This is a genomic window from Nocardioides sp. NPDC057772 (assembly GCF_042798075.1).
GTDB lineage: Bacteria > Actinomycetota > Actinomycetes > Propionibacteriales > Nocardioidaceae > Nocardioides.
In genome coordinates this window covers 1-20204 of record NZ_JBHVKN010000082.1, presented here as the reverse complement: position 1 = coordinate 20204, position 20204 = coordinate 1, and the positions used below count along the sequence as shown (strand labels likewise).

Below are 20204 nucleotides of genomic sequence, written 5' to 3'. Positions count from 1 at the left end.
TGTGGCTCAACTACGTGGCGCCCCACCACGGCGGTCCCGGCGAGAAGGACGACCCGGAGGGCACCAGCACGACCAGGCCGGCCGACGAGGACAAGCACTCCTTCGACGGGCTGGAGCTGCCCGACCTGCCCTACATGTTCCGCACCCCGACCGATGCGCCGCGGATCTCCGCTTCGCGCAAGTTCTTCGACGCCCAGGGGCGGGCCGAGCTGAGGGTCGCGCACGAGCAGCGGGTCGAGGCCGTCCAGGCGCTCGACCGGGCGGTCGCCAGCCACGTGCTCCGGTTGCAGGAGACCGGTCAGCTCGACAACACCATCATCATCTTCTCCTCCGACAACGGCTACACGACCGGTGGCCACAACATCAACGGCAAGCTGATGCACTACCGCGAGACACAGCGGATCCCGCTGATCCTGCGCGGGCCGGGCATCCCGGCCGGGCGCACGCTGGCCACCGGCGTCGGCAACCCCGACCTCGCCACCACGGTCATGGCCGTCGCCGGCGCCGAGCCGGGACGCATCCAGGACGGCGTCAACATCATGCCGTGGCTCACCGCGCCCGCCCAGAACCGAGTGATCCCGCTCTCCGCGTGGCGGGTCAACGACGGCCACAAGCAGATCTACTCCGGGATCCGCTTCGGCGACTGGACCTACGCCCGCTTCTCCGACGGCAGCGAGGAGCTCTACAACCTCGCCGAGGACCCTTACCAGATCCACTCGCTCGCGCTGCTCTACGAGTACGAGGACGAGCTGGCCGAGCTGCGCGCGCTCAACGACAAGTACGCCGACTGTGCCGGTGACACCTGCCCGAAGGAGTTCTACCCGGCCGACTGACCGGTCGCGTCGACGGCGTCGGCTGCGCAGCGGAACCCCAGGTTGCCCGCGGTCGAGTCGGGCGGGCTGCTGGAGCGTGCCGAGAGCCGGTAGCGGTGGCAGTAGGAGTCGTGGCAGAGGTAGGAGCCGCCGCGCATCACCCGGGTCAGGCCCTCGGCGGGTCCACGCGGGTCGCTGGTCTGCCCGGCTTCGAGGAGGTCGTTGTAGTAGGTCGGCGAGAACCAGTCCGCGCACCACTCCCAGACGTTGCCGATCATCTGGAACAGGCCGAACCCGTTCGGATCGTACGTCCGCACCGGCGCGGTCGTGACGAACCCGTCGTCCGCGGTGTTGGTGTCCGGGAAGGATCCCTGCCAGACGTTGGCGTGGTGGGTGCCGTCCTGCTCCAGGTCGTCGCCCCACGGGAACCGCGAGCCGGCGCGACCGCCGCGGGCGGCGTACTCCCACTCGGCCTCGGTCGGCAGCCTGGTCCCGGCCCAGTCGCAGTAGGCCAGTGCGTCGTCGTGGGAGACGTGCACGACCGGATGGTTGCCCCGGCGGCCGACGTTGGAACCAGGTCCCTCGGGATTGCGCCAGGAGGCTCCGCGCACCCCCAGCCACCAGGGTGCCTCGGGGGACCGGCCGAGGATGTCGCGCGGGTCGCCCTCGAAGGCGAGGTGGAAGACGGCCGAGAAGCCCTCCCGCTCGGCGGTGGTGACATGCCCGGTCGCCTTCACGAACCGGGCGAACTCCTCGTTGGTCACCGCGGTCGCGTCGAGCCGGAAGCCAGGCAGGTCGACGGTGTGCACCGGGCCTTCGCCGTCGGCCGGGTAGCCCTCGCCGAAGGAGTCCCCGGCGGCGTACGTCCCACCGGGGAGGTCGACGAGGGTCCGGCGGCGCTTGCGGGGCACGGCCGGCGGTCGCTGGGCCGGGTCGGGGCTGGGGCCGCGGGTCGCGCCGAAGGTCAGATCGGAGGGCACGGCCACCAGCCTACGAGCTGTTCCGGGCCCCACCTCAGCGGGTGTACGTCGCCTTCAAACTGCCCGCGGTTGCCATGACCTTCCCCTTCTTGCCGGTGACCAGGATGCCGGGCGCCCGAGCCTTCCCCGTGTCGTCGGCCTTGATCTCGACGCTGCAGCTGGCCTTCTTGCGCGGGCACGTGAAGTCGCCCGACGGCCGGTAGGTGACGGTCAGGCTCTGATTGTCCGACAGGCCCTCGACATAGGCCGCCATGTAGGCGCACCTGGGCATGTTCTTCGGGCAGGCGTGCTTGTAGGGGCGCCACTGGATCGTGGCCGGCTGCGCCTTGCCGCAGATCGTGGCCGGCTCGCCGGTGCGGACCGTGCCCCACGCGTACGTCACCTTGGTGACTGCCTCCACACAGGCTTCGGTGCCGCCCCTGGCGACCGGCAGGGTGTAGGTGAGCTCTGGGTCCTCACCGGACGTCGGCTGCGCGGCGCCGTCGTCGATGGAGGCGATGCCGGAGGTGACTGCCGGTGCGGTGACCTTCAGCGTGACCTCGCGGTAGCCGGCGGCCGCAGCGCCGACCGGCGCCTCGGGGGTGCGGGCGTAGCAGCTGTCCAGGTCGGTGATCGCCGCGACGTTCTTGGCGGCGAGCGCCTCGTCGTTGAGTCGCAGGTTGGTGACCGCGAGGACACCGGCGATCCCGGGGCGGCCGACCTCGCGCAGGCATCGCGGGTCCTCGAGCGTCCAGGCGCCGGCGACCTGCCTGCTCCAGCTCGTGGCGCCACCCTCGGCGCAGCCGAGCAGCTCGGCGAACCACTGCGAGCCCAGCGCGGAGGGCCACTCGCCGGTGTAGCTGAAACCGCTGCCCGACTTGGCGACGACTCCGGCCTCGGTGAGACCGACACTTCCCTCGTCCTTGACGAGGTTCTCGGCGGCGCACCTGATCTGCTCGGGGTCGGCCCACGCCGGGATGTCGCCGGCGAGGGCGAGGGTGCGCGCGACATCCTTCTCGTCGCCGCGCAGCGGACCGATCTCCCCGGTGAAGTAGGCCCACGCCGACGCCCCGAGAAAGGTCACCGCGACGAGCCCCCCGACGCTCATGAGCCAGAGCAGAGCCAGACGTACGGGCCGGGTCCGGTCGCGCCGCTGCTGCGGCATCGGGGGCAGCCCGAGTCGCCGCCGGCGGGCCTCCTCCGCAGCCGCGTTGGCGAGCTCGGTCGGTTTCGGGCCTTGTTGAGCGGTGCTGCCGGTGGGGTCGGACATCTCACTCCCTCGAGAACAGTTCAGCGAGGATCGTAGAGGGTAGTCGTTTTCGGACACCTGCTGCCACTCCCTCGACGGGACATGCGTGACCCTGATGACTGGTGTGCCAGTCATATGATTGGAATCCCAGTCATCCGGCGTTATGGTGTTCCCATGATGATCGGGCAGCCTTTCGGCGGCGTGCTCCCCGGAGCCCGGGGAGCGGTCCTTGCCGTCCTGCTGCGCTCAGGGGATCCGCTGACCGGACGTCAGGTCCATGCCCTGGTGCGCGGTGCCTTCAGTCTCTGGTCGGTGCAGGAGGCTCTCAAGGCCTGGGAGCAGATCGGTGTCGTCGAGTCCCGTCCCGTCGGTCGGGCGTACGTCTATGGGGTCAACGACGACCACGTCGCCGTCCCGCCACTGCGCGCACTTGTCGATCCACTCGCCTCGTTGACCGACGTCGTCTCCGCGAGCGTGGGCGACGAGGTCGATGCGGTAGTGCTGTTCGGGTCCGTCGCGCGAGGCGAGGCCACGGCGGACAGCGATGTCGATCTGGCCGTCATCGCGCCGGACGGGTGGGACGGCCGCGTCGACCTCCAGAGCGCCGTACGGGCGCGACTCGGCAACGACTGTGACGTCCTGGTTCTCACACCTGAGGAGTTTGCCGATCCCGGAGAGCCGGTGAACGCCGAGATCGCCCGCGACGGGGTTGCACTCGTGGGTCGGATGCCGCGTCGTCGCCGTGGGGTCGCGTAATGGTGAGGGCGGAGCAGTCGAATCACGCCAAGGCCTATCTGAGGAAGGCCGAGGAGTACATGGAGTCGGCAGAGGACAACCTCGACTTGGAGCGCTATACCCCCGCGGCCGGTGACTCGATCCACGCCGGCATCAGCGCAAAGGACGCCATCGTCACCTCACTCGTCGGGACGACCGGGAAGAGCAAAGACCACGCCGCTGCCGTCAAGGAGCTCGGCCGCGTCCTCGCCAAGCGTCCGGACGGCGTCTCCGCCGAACGTTCGCTGCGGGAGCTGGTGTCGGCGAAGGCGGAGGTCGAGTACGGAGTCGCGCTCATCGGTCATACGAAGGCGGAGACACTCGTACGCCGAGCCCGATCTCTCGTCGATCTGGCGGTATCGATCGTTCGTCTGGGCCGCTGACCTGGTCTATCGAGCAAGGTCGTGCCGCAGGCGTACACCGAAATCGACCAGCTGTTGGAAGTGTTCCCGCATCCCGTCGACGGGCGGTTTCGCTGGAACCTCTCCGAGGTGTTCGAGTGCAGCGTCGAGGAACATCACTGCGCCCGCCTCGTGCTCGTCCGCTCGAAGGCGATTGGACCTCAGCGTCTCAACTGCCGCGTCCCCGGCGATCAGGACAGCTGCCGTGCACAGGGGAGCCGCTGTCAGGTCGCCGTCGCAACGGGCAAGCGAGAAGAGGATGTCGTCGGTGATCTCCTCGGGCCCGCAGGCGAGACTGAGCCACGCACCCATCACGACTGGTCGCCACGGCAGATGATCTGGAGCAAGGCCGGTGACGTGGGTCAGCAGGGCGACCCGATCCGGGGACTGAGCTGCAGTCTCAAACCACGTATCGACCGTCAGCGAGCCGCCTCGCAGCAACGTCCTGACCTCCGCGGAGGTCGTCTTCCGCCCGACGCGGACCAGCCTTCGGTACTTCCTCTTGTCTAGACGGATCGCGCTCGAACCCATCATCTGCAGGTAGAACGGCGCGACGAGCCGTCGTTCCAGTCGCCACCGGTTCATCGCCTCTCGTACAGCGTGGTCCGTTCGGCGACCGGGCGATCGATGCCAGCGCCGATGTCTTCGAGCTCGGACACGGTTTTTGCCGATCCGTGCTCGGAGCCGGCCATCCGGGAGATGGTCTCCTCCATCAGGGTGCCGCCGAGGTCGTTGGCGCCGGCCTGGAGCATCGCCCTGGTGCCGTCGACACCGAGCTTGACCCAGCTGGTCTGGATGTTGTCGATGCGGCCGTGGAGCATGATCCTGGCCAGCGCGTGCACGGCGAGGTTGTCGCGCATCGTCGGGCCGGGGCGGGCCGCGCCGGCGAGGTAGATCGGCGCGCTGGTATGGACGAAGGGGAGCGGCACGAACTCGGTGAAGCCGGCGTTCCCGTGCTCACGGGCCTGGTCCTGGATGCCGGCGAGGACGCGGAGGTGGCCGACCCAGTGGCGTGGGTTGTCGACGTGGCCGTACATCATCGTCGAGGTCGTCGGGATGCCCACGCGGTGGGCGGTGGAGACGATCTCGATCCACGTCTTGGCGGGCAGCTTGCCCTTGGTCAGCACCCAGCGGACCTCGTCGTCGAGGATCTCCGCAGCGGTGCCGGGCAGGCTGCCGAGCCCGGCCTCGCGGACCTTGATCAGGAAGTCCTCGATCGAGAGCCCGGTGCGGGCCGTGCCGTTGACGATCTCCATCGGGCTGAACGCGTGCACGTGCATCTCCGGAACCCGCTGCTTGACCGCCTGGACGAGGTCGAAGTAGGCGGTGGAGGGGAGCTCGGGGTCGATCCCGCCCTGCATGCACACCTCGGTGGCGCCGAGGTTCCACGCCTCCTCGGCGCGGTCGGCGACCTGATCCAGATCGAGGGAGTACGCATCCGCGTCCGTGCGGCGCTGGGCGAAGGCGCAGAACCGGCAGCCGACGTAGCAGACGTTGGTGAAGTTGATGTTGCGGTTGACGACGTAGGTCACGGTGTCGCCGTTGACCTGTTTGCGCAGGTCGTCGGCGAGCTTGGTGACCTGGCGCAGCAGGTCGCCCTCGGCGGTCATCAGGGTCAGCGCGTGCTCGTCGGAGAGGTTCCCCGGGTCGGCTTCCGCTGCTGCCAGCGCCGCCCGTCCCTCGCTGCTCGCCCGCTCCAAGGCCGACTCGGCGGGGATTTCGGGGTTGGAGGTGTGGGCGGCGGCCTCGCGCACGGCGTCCCAGTCGCCGTAGACCGTCTCGAAGTCGTCGCGGCGGTCGTGGGTGCGCCCGGTGGTGTCGACGGAGGCGTGCAGGTCGACCCGGCCGGCGGCGGTGAAGCCCCCGTCGGGCTCCTGCCAGGGGCGGCCCTCGGGGCGGACACCGTCGCGGGCCAGCCCGTCCTCGTCGGCGAGCGCCTCGACGTGGGACAGGACCCGCGGGTCGATCCAAGCCTGGCCGTCGCGCAAGGTGCCGTTGACGTACTCGGGGTGGACGGTCAGCCGCGGCCGCAGGGTGAAGCCGGCCTCGGCGGTGACCTGGCGCAGAGCGTCCAGCGAGGGCCAGGGCCGCTCGGGGTTGACGTGGTCGGGGGTGAGCGGCGAGACGCCGCCCCAGTCGTCGATCCCGGCGCCGAGCAGAGCCCGACACTCGTCGAGGTCGACCAGGTTGGGCGGCGCCTGGACGCGCGCCTTCGGGCCGAGGACGATGCGGGTGACCGCGATCGCCGCCAGGTATTCGTCCAGAGCCAGGTCGTCGACGTGGCGCATCGCGGTCGACGGCTTCGCCCGGAAGTTCTGCACGATGACCTCCTGCAGCCCGGCGTACGCCTTGTGCACCTTCCGCAGCGCGAAGATCGTCTCCGCGCGCTCGGTGAGCGTCTCGCCGATGCCGACCAGGAGGCCGGACGTGAACGGGATCGAGAGTCGTCCGGCGTCCTCGAGCACCCGCAGCCGCACCGCCGGGTCCTTGTCGGGCGACCCGAAGTGGGCCTCACCCTTGGTCTCGAACAGCCGCCGCGACGTGGTCTCGAGCATCATCCCCATCGACGGGGATACCGGCTTGAGCCGGTTCATCTCCTCCCACGACATCACCCCGGGGTTGAGGTGGGGGAGCAGCCCGGTCTCCTCGAGCACCCGGATCGCCATCGCCCGCACGTAGTCGAGGGTCGACTCGTAACCGCGGGACTCCAGCCACTCGCGTGCCTCGGGCCACCGGTCCTCCGGCCGGTCGCCGAGGGTGAACAGCGCCTCCAGGCAGCCCAGCTTCGCGCCCTCGGCGGCGATCTCGAGGATCTCGTCGGGGCTCAGGTAGGGCTCGCGGCCCTCGCGTGCCGCCTGCCCGGGCGTCTCCACGAAGGTGCAGTAGTGGCAACGGTCGCGGCACAGCTTGGTGACCGGGATGAAGACCTTCGGGGAGTAGGTCACCGTCTGCGGTCGTCCGGCTGCGACCAGCCCGGCGTCGCGTACCTTCGCCGCCGCGGCGGTCAGCCGGTCGAGGTCGTCGCCCCGGGCGGCGAGGAGCGCCGAAGCCTCCGCCACGTCGAGGGCTGCGCCGCGTTCGGCCCGGGCCAGCGCCCGGCGGATCTGCTGAGGTGTCGGCTGCTCGCTCATCACGAGCAGCCTAGTAGGCGCCGCCCAGTTGTCGAACTAGTTGTCGATCTGGGCGCTCGCACCGGGGGCGCTGGCGACGAACTTGGCGGTCCAGTCCTTCGGGCCGGACCAGTCGACGATGGCTCCCTTGCCCTCACCGTCAGGGGTGCCGGGCCAGACGCACTGCGCGCCCTTCGCGTCCGAGCACTTGCCGCCGTTGAGCGTGAGCTTCGCGTTGAACTTCTTGCCGGGCTGGAAGCCCTCGAAGGTGAGCCGCCAGGTGTTGCACTCGACCTTCTGCTTCGTATAGATCGGGTCGGTGCACTTGTCCTGCTTGATCCACTCGAGCTTCTTCGGCTGAGCCTTGCCACACGCCTCGGCGTCGGTGGCCTTCTCGGTGCCCCAGGCGAAGGTGACGGTGGTCTTGACGGCGATGCAGCCCTCGACGCCACCCTCGGTGACCGCGAGCTCGTAGGTCGAGCCCTTGAGCTCCTCGTAGCTGCTGCTGCCCGTCTTGGCGATCCCGATCACCGACTGACCGCCGGGAGCGGTGGGTTCCTGCACGTCGAAGTCGACCTGCATGTAGGCGGGCTTGGGGGTCACCTTGGCGCCGAGCGCGTCGGCCTTGACGTAGCACTCGTCGAGAGCCTTGACGGCCTTCTCCTTGGCGGGACCGGCCGCGCCGAGGTCGCCGTCCTTGAGGAGGTCACCGACGGCGAGGAGGCCGGCCATGGAGGTCTTGTCGACCTCCTTCTCCATGCAGCGGGTGTCGCCGACCTTCCAGTTGTCGCCGATCTCGGTCGCCCAGGACTCGGTGCAGTCGAGCAGGCCCTGGGTGAACTTCATCGCGTCGTCCGCGGGCCACTCGCCGGTGTAGGTCCACTCGTCGCCCGCGTCCACCACCCCGTGGGAGCGGAGCTCGGCCGCAGGGACTTTGCCGACCAGGCTCTCGGCCGCGCAGGTCATCTGGTCCTCGCTGGCCCACCCCGGCTTGGGGACGCCGCTGGCGATCGCCTCGGCCGCCTTGGCGTCGTCGCCGTGGAGGCCGAAGATGCCGAAGCCCTGGGTGAAGATGCCGACCCCGAGGAGCAGGGCCGCGGCGACGCCGCCGCCCACCATGGCGTAGAGCTTCTTCTTGTCGCCGCCGCTTCCCTGGCCGGCGTTGGAGTGGTGCGACGGGAGCCATTCGGGCTGGCCGCCGCCGGTGGCAGGTCCGGCCGCTGCCGCGGCAGCCGCGGCCGCCGCTGCAGCCGGCAGGCCCTTGCCGCTGTGCACGACGGTGGAGTCGGTCTCGTTGGCGAGCGGGGCCGGGGTCGGCGTGCCCTCGCCCGGGCGCTTGACGATGGTCGGTTGGGCCTCCGACTCGGGGACAGGCGTGCCGCCGCCGGTGCCGCTCGCGGTCGTGTCGTAGCTGGCACCGGGACGGGAGCCGAGGTCGGCGGCGGCCGCTCCGGCGGCACCGCCGATGATGCCACCGCCGAGACCGGCCTCCTCGAGCCGGTCGGCGGCTTTGTCGAGCGCCTTGGAGAGCTCGGCCGCCGTCTGGAAGCGGTTCTCCGGCTTCTTCGCCAGCGCCCGCTGGATGATCGGGTTGATCAGGTCGGCGCCCGGCGTCGCGGCCGGCAGCCGCGGCACCGGGTTGTTGATGTGGGCGCTCATCAGCTCGAAGTCGGTGCCGGTGTAGGGGGCCTTGCCGGTCAGGCAGGCCCACAGCAGACAGCCGGCGGCGTAGATGTCGCCCGACGCGGTCGCCTGCTCACCCATGTGACGCTCGGGCGACATGTAGGGCAGCGAGCCGACCACGGAACCGGCGCGCGTGACGTTGGAGTCGCCCTCGGTCGCGATGCCGAAGTCGGTCAGGTAGGGAACGAGCTCGCCCTCCTGGCGCTCCCACAGGAGCACGTTGGACGGCTTGACGTCGCGGTGGACCACGCCCGCGCGGTGGGCGTCGAAGAGTGCGTCGCTCACGTCGCCGACCAGGCGCAGCGCCTGGACGGTCTCGAGCGGTCCCTTGGTCTTCAGCCAGCCGTGCAGGTCGCCGTCGGGGACGTACTCGGTGACGAGGTAGACGGTGCCCTCGACCTCGCCGTATTCGATGATCTGAACGATGTTGCGCGAGCGCAGCTTGGCCAGGATGTTGGCCTCACGCTCGAAGCGGGTGATGAAGTCCTTGTCCACCGTGAGCGAGGGCAGCACCAGCTTGAGCGCCACCTTGCGTCGCAGCGCCGGGTCCTTCGCCTGGTAGACGACACCCATGCCACCTTGACCCAGGACCCGCTCGATCACGTAGCGACCGAACTGCTCGCCTTCCTGGGGGAACGCAACCATCTTTAGAACCTCGCCCTGATTTTTTTACCCGAATGACCTCTGCCGAAACCCTAGCGTCCCGTCAACGATCGTCGCGCGCCAACGCCACGGGCGAGACCAATTGTTAAGGCGTTAGTTAGGAAGTACGGCCGTGAGCCCGTCGACCTCCGCGGTGAACCGGTCCTTCCAGCCCTTGGGCGCGGTCCAGTTGGTCCAGGTGCCGCTCGGCTTGGTGACGAACGCGGTGTCCGAGCAGGAACCCGATGCCGACTGGCAGTCGCCGCCGTTGAGCTTCAGCTTGATGGTGACGCTGGAGAGGAGCTCGTAGCCCTCGTAGTGCAGCGTCCAGGAGCTGCACGGCGCGTACTTCGGCTGGGCGCAGGTCTTGTCCTTCGTCCACCACAGCCGGCGATCCTTCGCCTTGCCGCAGGCCTCGGTCTCGCTGGTCTTCGTGGTGCCCCAGGGGTAGCTGATCGACGCCTCGAAGGTCGCGCAGCCCTCCTGGCCGCCCTCACGGACGGGGATGTTGACCTTCCCGCCGGAGACCGGTGTCCACTCCGTGGAGTCGGCGGACTTCGCCCGCAGGACCACCTCGCTGCCCTCGACGGCCGGGCCCTTGACGGAGAAGTCGACGCCGAGCACGGCAGGCGTCGCCGTCGCGGTCGGCGCGGTGAGCTCGTCGCTGGCGTAGCACTCGTCCAGGGCGGAGACGGCCTTGTCGGCCTGCTTCTGGACGCCGGCGTCCTCGACCTCCATCACCTGGGTGGTGATCAGGCCGGCCATCGCCGCCTCGTCGACGTCACCGAGGCAGCCGGTGTCGGTCAGCGCCCACTCCTTGCCGATCGCCTTGCTCCAGTCGCCGGAGCAGGAGAGCAGACCCTCGGCGTACGTCGTCGCCTGCGGCCCGCGCCAGGCGCCGGTGTAGGTGACCGTCTCGCCGGTGATCTCGATCAGTCCGGCCTTGCTCAGCGCGTCGCTGCGCTCGTCCTTGACCAGCTGCTCGGCGGCGCACTTCGCGTCGCTGTCGGAGGCCCAGGCCGGCTTCGGTGCGTCGGCGGCGATCGCGGTGACCGCCTTCTTGTCCTCGGCGCTCAGCGGGCCGAAACCGAGACGGCCGGTGAAGAACGCCCATGCGCCGGTGCCGAGCAGCGCGACGAGCACCACCGCACCGGCCGCACCCAGGCCGATCAGCAGTCCCTTGTTGCTCTTCTTCGGCTGGTGGTGCGGCGGCAGCCCGTACGCCGAGCCGTACGCAACCGGCGGCTGCGCCGGAGGCGGACCGTAGCCACCGGCCGGCACCGCGGGCATCGCCATCGTGGGTGGCGGCGGGGGCGGTGCCGTCGGCGGCTGGGCAGGTGGAGGCGAGGACGGGGGAGGAGCCGTCGGGGGTGCCGACGGCGGCGGGGGCGGAGGAGGCGGGGTGGGCCGCGCCGGGGAGATCCGGGTCGCGTCCGGGTCGACCGGGTTCGCCGGCTCAGGCGTCGGAGGAGGGGTGGGACGCGGCGTACCGGGTCTCGTCTTGTCCTGGTCTTCTGGCCCCATGTCGCACGCCCCGCATGTCAGTGAAGTGGAGCGACCGGGCCGAGCGACCCGAGTCGTAGGCCACATCGTAAAGACACTTCGCAGAATTCGCAGCCGAGCGGTCAGTACCGGCGCGGATCTCGGGGCCGAGGGTCGCGCATCGGCGGCGGTTGACGGAACTGCTGACGCATCGGCGTGGGTCGTGCCGGTCTCGGACCACCCGCGCCCGCCCGCGGGTCTGCCGGTGAACGAAGATTCGTTCGCCCGCGGGCGAGCCTGCTCGGCCACCAGATGACGTCGCCGAGGTCGAGGTTGATGGCGGTGACCAGGATCGAGCGGACGACCAGGGTGTCGAGGAGCACGCCGAGGGCGATCGCCAGCCCGATCTCGATGAAGCTCACGTGCGGCAGCGTGGTGAGCACCGCGAACGTTGCGGCAAGGACGATGCCGGCGCTGGTGATGACCCCGCCGGTCGCCGAGAGCGCAACCAGGGAGGCACGCCGGGTGTCACCGTGAGCAACGACCTCTTCGCGCACCCGGTGCATCAGGAAGATGTTGTAGTCGATGCCCAGCGCGACCAGGAACACGAAGACGAACAGCGGGAACTCGCGGCCCTGACCGGCAAAGCCCATCGCGTCGAAGACGATCGCGGAGAGACCGAGTGCGGCGCCGAAGCTGAGCACGACCGTGGCCATCAGCAGCAGGGGAGAGAGCACCGAGCGGAGCAGGATCATCAGGATGATCAGCACCAGGCCCAGCACCAGCGGCATCACCACCTTGGTGTCCCGGTCGGTCGCCGCCGCCATGTCGAGCTGGATCGCGGCGGTGCCGGTGGCCAGCGCGTCGGCACCCTCGACGGTGTGGACGACGCTGCGTACGTTCTCGACGGTGTCGAACGACGCCTTCGACATCGGGTCGGTCGACAGCGGCACCGCGGTCAGCGCCACCTCGTGGGTGCCGTCGGTGACCGGGGTGGCGCCCTCGTAGCCGGCCTTCGTCAGCGCCTCGACGACGTCCTCCTCGGTGCCCGGTGCCGAGACCACCTGGATCGGGTTGGACGGGTCGCCGAGGTCGTGCTCCTCCAGCACCCGGTCGCCGATCAGCGAGGGGAAGTCCTTGGTGTAGGTCTCGGAGCTGTCCAGCGTGGTGATGTTGAGCATCGAGAGCCCGCCGCAGCAGGCCAGGAGCACGGCAGCGGTGCCGATCCAGACTGCCCGTGGCCGCTTCCGGATCCAGCCACCGAGCCGGGTCCAGATGCCGCCGTGCTTCTCGCCCGTCGTCCCGTACGCCGGTCTGACCGGCCAGAACACCCAGCGACCCGTGATCACCAGCAGTGCCGGGAGCAGGGTCAGCATCACGATCAGTCCGGCGACGATCCCGATCGCGCAGACCGGGCCGAGGCTGGCGGTCGATCCCATGGTGGCGACCATCAGACCGAGCATGCCGACGGTGACGGTGCCCGCGGAGGCGATGATGGCGGGCGCCGAGCCGCGCAGTGCCGCGGCCATCGCGCGGTGCCGGTCCGCGTGCCGGCCGAGCTCCTCGCGATATCTGGCGATGAGCAGCAGCGCGTAGTCGGTGCCGGCGCCGAAGACGAGCACGTCGAGGATGGCCCGGTTCATCTGGTTGAGGGTCAGCCCGGCGTACATCGCGCAGAGATAGACGACACCCATCGACACGACCAGAGCGACCAGCACCGAGACGAGCGGGAGGACCCACAGCACCGGGCTGCGGTAGGTGATCAGCAGAATCACGATGACCACGCCGGCGGCCGCGTAGAGCAGCGCGCCGCCGATCCCGGCACCCGCCTCCATCTGGTCGGCGGTGGAGCCTCCGGCGCCGCCGATGTAGACGTCGACTCCTTCGATCTCGGTCAGATCGACCAGGTCGTCGCGCAGGTCGAGCAGCGCGGTCGGGTCCTCGTCGGCGTAGTTGACCACGAGCGAGACCGTGGCGACCTCGCCGTCGGCGGAGACCAGGCCGTGCTTCTGGCCCTTCTTCTCCCCGGTCGGGTAGGCGATCGCGGGCATGACGGGCTGGTCGGGCTTGGTCTCTTGCGTGACCACCCCGTCGAGCGATGCGATCTCCGGGATCTGCAGCACGATCGCGGTGTAGTCGGCCTTCGTCAGGCCACCCTCGCGGTGGTAGACGATCGTCGTGGTCAGGTCGTCGGGGTCCTGGACCTTGGCGAGCTCGTCGATCGCCTGGGTCGACTCCGCGTTGGCCGGGAGCCAGTCGGAGTTGTCGTGGGACTCGACGTCGCCGAGCTTGCCGGTCAGCGGTCCCATCAGGACGAGCATCACCAGCCAGAAGGCGAGCACGACCCACTTCGTGACCGGCCCGGTGATGGCGCTGACGATCCGCTCAGACATGCGTCCATGCAACCAATGCCCGTGGGGGCACGGTCACAGGGGGACGGCAGGGCCGGTTGTGGGTGTAAGCGAGTTCACAGCCGGCCGGGAAGTCAGACCAGCCACTCCTTGACCTGGGCGATCGACGCGAGGCCGTCGGTGCCGGCGGCGGGGGTGACCTGGAGGCTGGTCACACCGGCCTCCTTGAAGGCCGCGATCCGCTCCTTGACGAACGACTCCGGTCCGACCAGGTTGCCGGCCTCGAGCCAGGCCTCGGGCACCTCGGCCTCGGCGTCGCGCTTGTGGCCGTCGAGGTAGAGGTCCTGGATCTTCTTGGCCGCGTCACCGAAGCCGTACTTGACCGCCATGTCGTTGTAGAAGTTCTTGCCGCGGGCGCCCATGCCGCCGACGTACAACGCGAGCAGGCCGCGCATCGTGTCGCGGTGGCGCTTGGCCTCGTCGGGGTCGTCGGTGATCGCGAGCAGGCCGCCGGCGGAGATCTCCAGCGGCTTCAGGTCGGGCGAGCGCTTGGCCAGGCCCTTGTCGATCGCCTCGCCCCAGACGTCACGGGCCTTGTCGGGCAGGAACTGGAACGGCAGCCAGCCGTCGGCGACCTCGGCGGTCATCGCGACGTTGTTGTCGCCCAGCGCGGCCACCCAGATCGGGGTGTCGGCACGCTCGGGCCGGTTGAGCAGCTTGAGCGGCTTGCCGAGCCCGGTGCCCTGGTCGGCCGGCAGCGGGATCTTGTAGAGCCCGTCGCTCTGCAGCCGCTCACCCCGCAGCCCGGCGCGCAGGAGCCCGATGATCTCGCGGGTGCGGGCCAACGGCTTGTCGTACGCCACCCCGTGGAAGCCCTCGATGACCTGAGGCCCGCTCGCGCCGAGGCCCAGGATCGCGCGCCCGCCGGAGACGTTGTCGAGGCCGGCCGCGGTCTGGAGCAGTGCTCCCGGCGTACGGCTGTAGATGTTGAGGATGCCCGCGCCGAGCTCGACCCTCTCGGTCTTCGCGGCCAGGTAGCCGAGCAGCGAGACGGCGTCGAAGCCGTACGGCTCGGCGACCCAGAGCTGGTCGAGCCCGGCCTTCTCCAGGTCGACGACCTGGTCTGCGGTCTCGCGGGGGTTGCCGAAATAGGTCAAGGGCATCGCAAGCTTCATGCCAGGAGCGTACGGTGGTCGGGCTTGTCGAGACCACCCTGGCCGGTAGGTTGGCCACGTGACGGAGATCAGGTTCGGATACAAGGCGTCCAACGAGCAGTTCGCACCCACGGAGCTGCTGAACTACGGCGTGATGGCGGAGGAGCAGGGTTTCGACTCGGTCTTCATCTCCGACCATCTCCAGCCCTGGCGACACGACGGCGGCCACGCGCCGTTCGCGATGACCTGGCTGGGCGCGCTCGGCGCGCGCACGGAGCGGATCGTGATGGGCACCTCGGTGCTCACCCCGACGTTCCGCTACCACCCGGCGATCGTGGCGCAGTCCTTCGCGACCCTGGGGTCGCTCTTCCCCGACCGCGTCGTGCTCGGCATGGGCACCGGCGAGGCGATGAACGAGGCGCCTCTGGGTGTCGAGTGGCCCGAGGGCAAGGTGCGCTTCGCCCGGTTCCGCGAGGCCGTGCGGGTGATCAAGAAGCTCTGGTCCGAGGACCGGGTCACCTTCGAGGGCGACTACTACCAGCTCGACCGGGCGACCATCTACGACAAGCCCTCCTCGCCGGTGCCGATCTACCTGGCGGGTTCGGGGCCGGCCGCGACCAAGTACGCCGGCCGTGCCGGTGACGGCTACATCACCACCTCCGGCAAGGGGACCGAGCTCTACACCGACACGCTGCTCCCGGCCGTACGCACCGGGATCGAGCTCTCCGGCCGCAAGCCGGAGGACGTGGACATGATGATCGAGGTCAAGGTCTCCTTCGACCACGACCTGGAGCAGGCGATGGAGGCGACCCGCTTCTGGGGCGCCCTCGGCCTCAGCCCCGAGCAGAAGCACTCCGTCGAGGACCCGGTCGAGATGCAGCGTCTCGCCGACGCGCTCCCGACCGAGGCGACCGCGAAGCGATTCATCGTCTCGACCGACCCCGACGAGCACGTCGCCCGGATCAAGGAATACCTCGACATGGGCTTCACCCACCTGGTCTTCCATGCTCCGGGCCCGGACCAGGCGAAGTTCCTCAAGCTCTATGGTGAGGAGATCCTCCCCAAGCTCCGGGCTCTCGTCTGAGCCTCTGAGCCTGAGCCCTGGGCAAGACCAGGGCCCCGGCCCGGGAATCAGAGGCCGGGGCCCTGGGAGGACCGCCCCACATACGTGGTACGCCATGCGGATGTGTTGTGTTGCACTTGTTTGAGATCGGTTGCGAATTCCGTTTCGGGGCTGGGTGAGAGGCTCTACGCTCACCGGCCATGAGCGTGATGGTCGACCCGTTCGTGGACGCCGCCGAGAAGCACCGGCGGGAGCTGAGAGTGCACTGCTACCGGATGGTGGCGAGCTTCGACGAGGCCGAGGACCTGGTGCAGGAGACGCTGGTCAAGGCGTGGGAGCGGCGCGACCAGCTGACCGATCCCGAGGCGATGCGGGCGTGGCTCTACCGGATCGCGACCAACACCTGCCTCGACTTCCTGCGTCGCAACGAGCGACGCCCGAGGACGTACGCCCCGTTGCCGGGGTTCGACCACGGCAACGGTGAGCCGCCGGAGCTGCTGGAGTGGCTCCAGCCGTTCCCGGACTCCCTGCTCGAGCCCGAGCGTCCGGAGGACGAGGCGGTCGCGCGGGAGACGATCGAGCTGGTCTTCCTGACCGCGATCCAGCACCTGACCCCGCAGCAGCGAGCGGTCTTCGTCTTCCGCGAGGTGCTCGGCTGGTCGGCGGCCGACACCGCGGCCGCGCTCTCGGTCAGTGTCGCCACGGTCAACTCGCTGCTCCAGCGGGCCAAGCCGGCCCTGCGCCGCCATCTGCCCGAGGACCGGTCGACCTGGCGCACCGCGGGGCCGACCGAGGAGGAGCGGAAGGTCATCGACGCCTACATCGCCGCGGGGGAGAGCAACTGGCGCGAGGGGATCGCCGATCTGCTGACCAGCGATGCCGTGCTGACGATGCCGCCGAACCCGTTCTGGTTCTCCACCCGCCAGGCGCTGATGGACTTCGTGCTGCCCAACCTCGACCCGTCCTCGCCGACCTACCTCGGCGAATGGCGCTTCGTCCCGGCGAGCGCCAACCGGATGCCGGCGGTCGCGGGCTACGTACGCCGCCCGGGCACCACGATCTACCGACCCCAGGTGCTCGACGTGCTCCGGGTCGTCGACGGCAGGGTCGCCCAGATCACCACCTTCGAGCCGCATCTCTTCCCGGCCTTCGGGCTCCCGCAGGCGCTGACCTGAGCACTGGTCTGAAAAAGTTCGGGCGCACCCGATGAGTGGATGAGGCGGCGTACGTCCTAACGGGCAGATCACGCACACCGGGTGCGTGCCGACAGCTCAGGAGACATCGTGAACGCACAGCTTCAGGACCGCACCGCCATCGTCTGGGGCGGCGCGGGTGACATCGGCTCGACCACCGCGAACGCCTTTGCCGAGGCGGGCGCCAAGGTCTACCTCGCCGGCCGCACCGAGGCGACCCTCGCCGCCAAGGCCGAGGAGGTCGGCGCCGCCGGCTACGGGGTGGTCGACATCCTCGACGAGGAGGCCGTGGTCGCCTTCGTGGAGCGGGTGGTCGCCGAGACCGGCTCGCTCGACATCTCGTTCAACGTCGCCGACCGCGGCGACATCCAGGGCCAGGCGCTGCTGGAGATCTCCGCCGCCGACTACTCCCAGCCGGTCGTACGCGGCATCACCGGCTCCTTCCACACCGCCCGCGCGGCGGCCCGGCAGATGGTGTCGCAGGGGCGGGGGGTCGTGCTCGCCCTCGACTCCGGCTCCGCGCGCGGCTCGGCGCCGGGCATGGGTGGCACCAGCGCTGCCGACGGCGCGCTCGACGCGCTGGTGCGGGACCTGGCCGCGGAGGTCGGACCCTCCGGCGTACGCGTCGTGGGGATCTGGACCGCCGGGATCACCGAGACCTTCACCCCGGAGAAGTTCGAGCGCGTCATCGGGACGCCGCTCCCAGAGGAGGCGCTCGACGGGATCCGGGCGAACCTCGACGGCATGCGGATGACCAAGCGGTCGCCGCGGCTGAAGGAGGTCGCCGACACCGCGACCTTCCTCGCCTCGGACGGTGCCGGCGCGATCACCGGCACCTGGCTCAACGTGACCAGCGGGATGTACCCGAGCTGAGCCGGGTTATGGTTCCCGGCATGTCTTGGACCAGGGGTGAGCCGCTCACCGACCTACATCGGGAGCGGCTCATCGCCGCCGGGCTCGAGCCGGAGGTGCTCGTCGGCCTGGAGCTGCGCGAGATCACCGGTCCGCTGCCGGAGTGGTGGCACGAGGGCGGCAACGCCCTCTACCTGCGCGACGGCTTCCGGCTCGACGAGCGGTTGATCGAGCTGCTCGGGTTCTACCCGTTCTCGGACGCGCTGATCGTGGTCGCGACCGACATCACCTCGATGCAGGCGCTCCTGGTCGGAGGCGATCGGCCGACGATCTTCATCGGACCCGACACCAGCATGGTCTGGGGGGAGATCTACTGCGGCGGTGACTCGTCGGTGATCCTCTCCGGCGGCCTCGTGGCCACCTCGCGTGCGCAGATCGACGCCCGCAACGGCGGTTCGATCGTCACCGCTCCCGACCAGCTCTGGGCCGCGAACGTCTACGTCGCCACCGATGACATGCACCGGCTCGAGGATGGCGAGACGGGGCAGCGGATCAATCCGTTCGGTGCCCACATCCGCCTCGGTGAGCACGTCTGGCTCGGCCGCGACGTGATCGTCACCGGTCACGTCGAGATCGGCGACGGAGCCGTCGTCGGCATGCGGAGCATGGTCCGCAACCAGAAGGTGGAGCCGCGTACGGCCGTGGCCGGCGTCCCCGCCCGGCTGATCCGGGAGAACGTCGTCTGGTCCGGCGAGGACACGCCCTGAGGGTCTGAACCGAACGGCCCGCCGCTCGTAACGTCCCATTCACATTGCGCCCGCCGCGGCGTCGCTGCCGGACCGCACGCTTGACGCCATGGCATCGGCCTCCCGCCCCCTCGTGATCGGCCATCGCGGAGCGCCCGGCTACCTGCCGGAGCACTCCTTGGAGTCCTACCGTCTGGCGCTGCGCCAAGGAGTCGACGCGCTCGAGACCGACGTGGTGATGACCCGCGACGGAGTGATGGTGCTACGTCACGAGAACGAGCTCACCCGCACCACGGACGTGGCCTCGCGCCCGGAGTTCGCGGAGCGGCGTACGACCAAGGTCATCAGCGGCAAGAAGTGGACCGGCTGGTTCACCGAGGACTTCACCTTCTCCGAGCTGCTCACCCTCGGCGCGCCGACGACCAGCCAGCCGATCATCACCCTCGACACGCTGCTGCTGCTCGTCGCCGACGAGTCGCACCGCCGCGGACGGCGGGTCGGGTTGCACGTGGAGGTCAAGCACCCGACGTACTTCGCCTCCATCGGCCTGCCCGTCACCGAGACCCTGCTGCAGACCCTCTCCGACCATGGCGTCGACACCTGGAACACCCTCCCCGGCCTGCCGACGCAGCGGCTGTGGCTGCAGAGCTTCGACGAGGCGTGGGTGCGCGAGATGAGCACCCGCACCGACCTCCCGCTGGTGCAGCTGGTCGACAAGAAGTGGGGTGCCGTCGACTGCGCGGAGATCGCGACGTACGCCCAGGCCATCGGCCCCAAGAAGTCGATGGTCCGCAAGAAGGGCCAGCCGCCGACCGGCCTGGCCGACGAGGCCCACCGGCACGGTCTGAAGGTCTTCGTCTGGACCCTGAAAGCAGGCCGCGACCAGGCGAATCGCCTGTTCGAGGCGGGGGTCGACGGAGTGTTCGCCGACTACCCGAACCGGCCGATCGCCGCTTTGGCCGACATCACAGCGTCGCAGACCGCCTGAGGCTGGCGCATCCCCGTAGGGTGTGGGGCATGCCGCCCCTCAACGCGGACCGCGCGGTCCTGATCGCTGCTCGCGAGGTGCTGCTGCGGGACCCCCGCGCGACGATGGCCGCGGTCGCCGAGGAGGCGGGGATGGGCGTGGCCGGTCTCTACCGTCGCTACGCCAACAAGCAGGCCCTGCTGCGGGCAGTCGCCGCCGACAACTACCGCCGCTACATCGCCTTCGCCGAGGCGGCACTGAGCGACACCGACGACCCCTGGCACGCGTTCACGGGTTTTCTGCGGCAGGTGCTCGATGACGGCCTCCCGCGCCTCACCCTCGCCCTGCGCGGCGAGATCGACCTCGACCAGGGCCTGCGTGACCTGGACAAACTAGCCGTCGACACCACCAACAGGCTCCTACGCGGTGCCCGTGGCAGCGGCATCCTCCGCCCCGACGTCACCCGCGCCGACATCGTCGTCATCCTGGAGCAGATCGGCCGGATCGACGTAGGAGATGACGTACGCAGCGCCTCCCTGCGCCGTCGCTACCTGTCTCTCGTCTGCGACGGTCTGCGGGCGGAGGCCGCGAGCCGGAGGCTTCCTGGGCCGCCGCCGCACGAGGCTGATCTCATCGGGCGGTGGTCTGGGGAGATCTCGAGCGTTTCCTGACTTTTGGCACGTTTGCCCGCGGGGTGGTCACGCTCCTGGGCTGGTGGCCGCCGACCCGTTACGGAGGGTGTTCTCGACGAACCCCGGAGTCAAGG

General features: G+C 69.7%; 17 protein-coding genes. 9 read left to right on the top strand and 8 right to left on the bottom strand.

Annotated elements, in window-relative coordinates; all coding sequences use genetic code 11:
- A partial coding sequence (locus ACFVJS_RS15140; protein ID WP_378881534.1) for a sulfatase occupies positions 1–833 on the top strand: 833 nt, incomplete at its 5' end.
- Here the strand turns inward: ACFVJS_RS15140 and ACFVJS_RS15135 are convergent.
- Positions 818–1792, bottom strand: a complete 975-nt coding sequence (locus tag ACFVJS_RS15135; protein ID WP_378881531.1) for a formylglycine-generating enzyme family protein — start codon at positions 1790–1792, stop codon at positions 818–820. The two genes, ACFVJS_RS15140 and ACFVJS_RS15135, sit on opposite strands and share 16 nt — an antisense overlap.
- Before the next feature lie 34 nt (positions 1793–1826).
- The gene (locus tag ACFVJS_RS15130) at positions 1827–3041 is read right to left on the bottom strand and encodes a hypothetical protein (RefSeq protein ID WP_378881528.1); all 1215 of its coding nucleotides are present in this window, start codon (positions 3039–3041) and stop codon (positions 1827–1829) included.
- Positions 3042–3194: 153 nt separating this feature from the next.
- On the opposite strand from ACFVJS_RS15130, the gene ACFVJS_RS15125 reads away from it, so the two are divergent.
- Positions 3195–3776 (top strand): nucleotidyltransferase domain-containing protein, encoded by a 582-nt coding sequence (locus tag ACFVJS_RS15125; RefSeq protein ID WP_378881525.1) that lies wholly within the window; start codon positions 3195–3197, stop codon positions 3774–3776.
- Positions 3776–4177: a HEPN domain-containing protein gene (locus tag ACFVJS_RS15120; RefSeq protein ID WP_378881518.1), complete on the top strand. Its 402-nt coding sequence runs from the start codon at positions 3776–3778 to the stop codon at positions 4175–4177. Before ACFVJS_RS15125 ends, ACFVJS_RS15120 begins: the two co-directional genes overlap by 1 nt.
- Before the next feature lie 6 nt (positions 4178–4183).
- On the opposite strand, the gene ACFVJS_RS15115 is transcribed toward ACFVJS_RS15120, so the two are convergent.
- From ACFVJS_RS15115 to ACFVJS_RS15090, 6 genes are all read right to left on the bottom strand, one after another.
- Complete coding sequence (locus tag ACFVJS_RS15115) at positions 4184–4780, bottom strand: hypothetical protein (protein WP_378881515.1); 597 nt, start codon at positions 4778–4780, stop codon at positions 4184–4186.
- Positions 4777–7326, bottom strand: a complete 2550-nt coding sequence (locus tag ACFVJS_RS15110; RefSeq protein WP_378881512.1) for a bifunctional FO biosynthesis protein CofGH — start codon at positions 7324–7326, stop codon at positions 4777–4779. Before ACFVJS_RS15110 ends, ACFVJS_RS15115 begins: the two co-directional genes overlap by 4 nt.
- 36 nt (positions 7327–7362) lie before the next feature.
- Positions 7363–9633, bottom strand: coding sequence for a serine/threonine protein kinase (locus tag ACFVJS_RS15105; RefSeq protein ID WP_378881509.1), 2271 nt, complete (start codon positions 9631–9633; stop codon positions 7363–7365).
- Positions 9634–9744: 111 nt separating this feature from the next.
- Positions 9745–10926 (bottom strand): hypothetical protein, encoded by a 1182-nt coding sequence (locus tag ACFVJS_RS15100; RefSeq protein WP_378881506.1) that lies wholly within the window; start codon positions 10924–10926, stop codon positions 9745–9747.
- Positions 10927–11255: 329 nt separating this feature from the next.
- Positions 11256–13505, bottom strand: a complete 2250-nt coding sequence (locus ACFVJS_RS15095) for an MMPL family transporter (RefSeq protein WP_378881503.1) — start codon at positions 13503–13505, stop codon at positions 11256–11258.
- A 92-nt stretch (positions 13506–13597) separates the two neighbouring features.
- Entirely contained in the window at positions 13598–14638 is a 1041-nt protein-coding gene (locus ACFVJS_RS15090) for an LLM class F420-dependent oxidoreductase (RefSeq protein WP_378881500.1), read from the bottom strand.
- Between the two features lie 58 nt (positions 14639–14696).
- Between ACFVJS_RS15090 and fgd the strand changes: the two genes are divergently transcribed.
- The 6 genes from fgd (at position 14697) to ACFVJS_RS15060 (ending at position 20109) form a co-directional block, all read left to right on the top strand.
- Complete coding sequence (fgd, locus tag ACFVJS_RS15085) at positions 14697–15701, top strand: glucose-6-phosphate dehydrogenase (coenzyme-F420) (protein ID WP_378881497.1); 1005 nt, start codon at positions 14697–14699, stop codon at positions 15699–15701.
- Positions 15702–15880: 179 nt separating this feature from the next.
- Complete coding sequence (locus tag ACFVJS_RS15080) at positions 15881–16855, top strand: RNA polymerase subunit sigma-70 (RefSeq protein WP_378881495.1); 975 nt, start codon at positions 15881–15883, stop codon at positions 16853–16855.
- Positions 16856–16963: 108 nt separating this feature from the next.
- On the top strand, positions 16964–17746 hold the full coding sequence (locus ACFVJS_RS15075; RefSeq protein ID WP_378881490.1) for an SDR family NAD(P)-dependent oxidoreductase: 783 nt from the start codon (positions 16964–16966) through the stop codon (positions 17744–17746).
- Positions 17747–17766: 20 nt separating this feature from the next.
- Positions 17767–18492: an acyltransferase gene (locus ACFVJS_RS15070; RefSeq protein ID WP_378881487.1), complete on the top strand. Its 726-nt coding sequence runs from the start codon at positions 17767–17769 to the stop codon at positions 18490–18492.
- 88 nt (positions 18493–18580) lie between these two features.
- A complete protein-coding gene (locus ACFVJS_RS15065; protein WP_378881485.1) occupies positions 18581–19459 on the top strand; it encodes a glycerophosphodiester phosphodiesterase family protein in 879 nt (292 codons plus the stop codon).
- 29 nt (positions 19460–19488) lie between these two features.
- Positions 19489–20109 (top strand): TetR/AcrR family transcriptional regulator, encoded by a 621-nt coding sequence (locus ACFVJS_RS15060; RefSeq protein ID WP_378881482.1) that lies wholly within the window; start codon positions 19489–19491, stop codon positions 20107–20109.
- Positions 20110–20204: the final 95 nt, after the last annotated feature.

Coding starts and splice junctions, on each gene's coding strand:
- ACFVJS_RS15130 (WP_378881528.1), bottom strand. CDS start 3,041: ATGTCCGACCCCACCGGCAGCACCGCTCAACAAGGCCCGAAACCGACC.
- ACFVJS_RS15125 (WP_378881525.1), top strand. CDS start 3,195: ATGATGATCGGGCAGCCTTTCGGCGGCGTGCTCCCCGGAGCCCGGGGA.
- ACFVJS_RS15120 (WP_378881518.1), top strand. CDS start 3,776: ATGGTGAGGGCGGAGCAGTCGAATCACGCCAAGGCCTATCTGAGGAAG.
- ACFVJS_RS15115 (WP_378881515.1), bottom strand. CDS start 4,780: ATGAACCGGTGGCGACTGGAACGACGGCTCGTCGCGCCGTTCTACCTG.
- ACFVJS_RS15110 (WP_378881512.1), bottom strand. CDS start 7,326: ATGAGCGAGCAGCCGACACCTCAGCAGATCCGCCGGGCGCTGGCCCGG.
- ACFVJS_RS15105 (WP_378881509.1), bottom strand. CDS start 9,633: ATGGTTGCGTTCCCCCAGGAAGGCGAGCAGTTCGGTCGCTACGTGATC.
- ACFVJS_RS15100 (WP_378881506.1), bottom strand. CDS start 10,926: ATGGCGATGCCCGCGGTGCCGGCCGGTGGCTACGGTCCGCCTCCGGCG.
- ACFVJS_RS15095 (WP_378881503.1), bottom strand. CDS start 13,505: ATGTCTGAGCGGATCGTCAGCGCCATCACCGGGCCGGTCACGAAGTGG.
- ACFVJS_RS15090 (WP_378881500.1), bottom strand. CDS start 14,638: ATGAAGCTTGCGATGCCCTTGACCTATTTCGGCAACCCCCGCGAGACC.
- ACFVJS_RS15080 (WP_378881495.1), top strand. CDS start 15,881: ATGAGCGTGATGGTCGACCCGTTCGTGGACGCCGCCGAGAAGCACCGG.
- ACFVJS_RS15070 (WP_378881487.1), top strand. CDS start 17,767: ATGTCTTGGACCAGGGGTGAGCCGCTCACCGACCTACATCGGGAGCGG.
- ACFVJS_RS15065 (WP_378881485.1), top strand. CDS start 18,581: ATGGCATCGGCCTCCCGCCCCCTCGTGATCGGCCATCGCGGAGCGCCC.
- ACFVJS_RS15060 (WP_378881482.1), top strand. CDS start 19,489: ATGCCGCCCCTCAACGCGGACCGCGCGGTCCTGATCGCTGCTCGCGAG.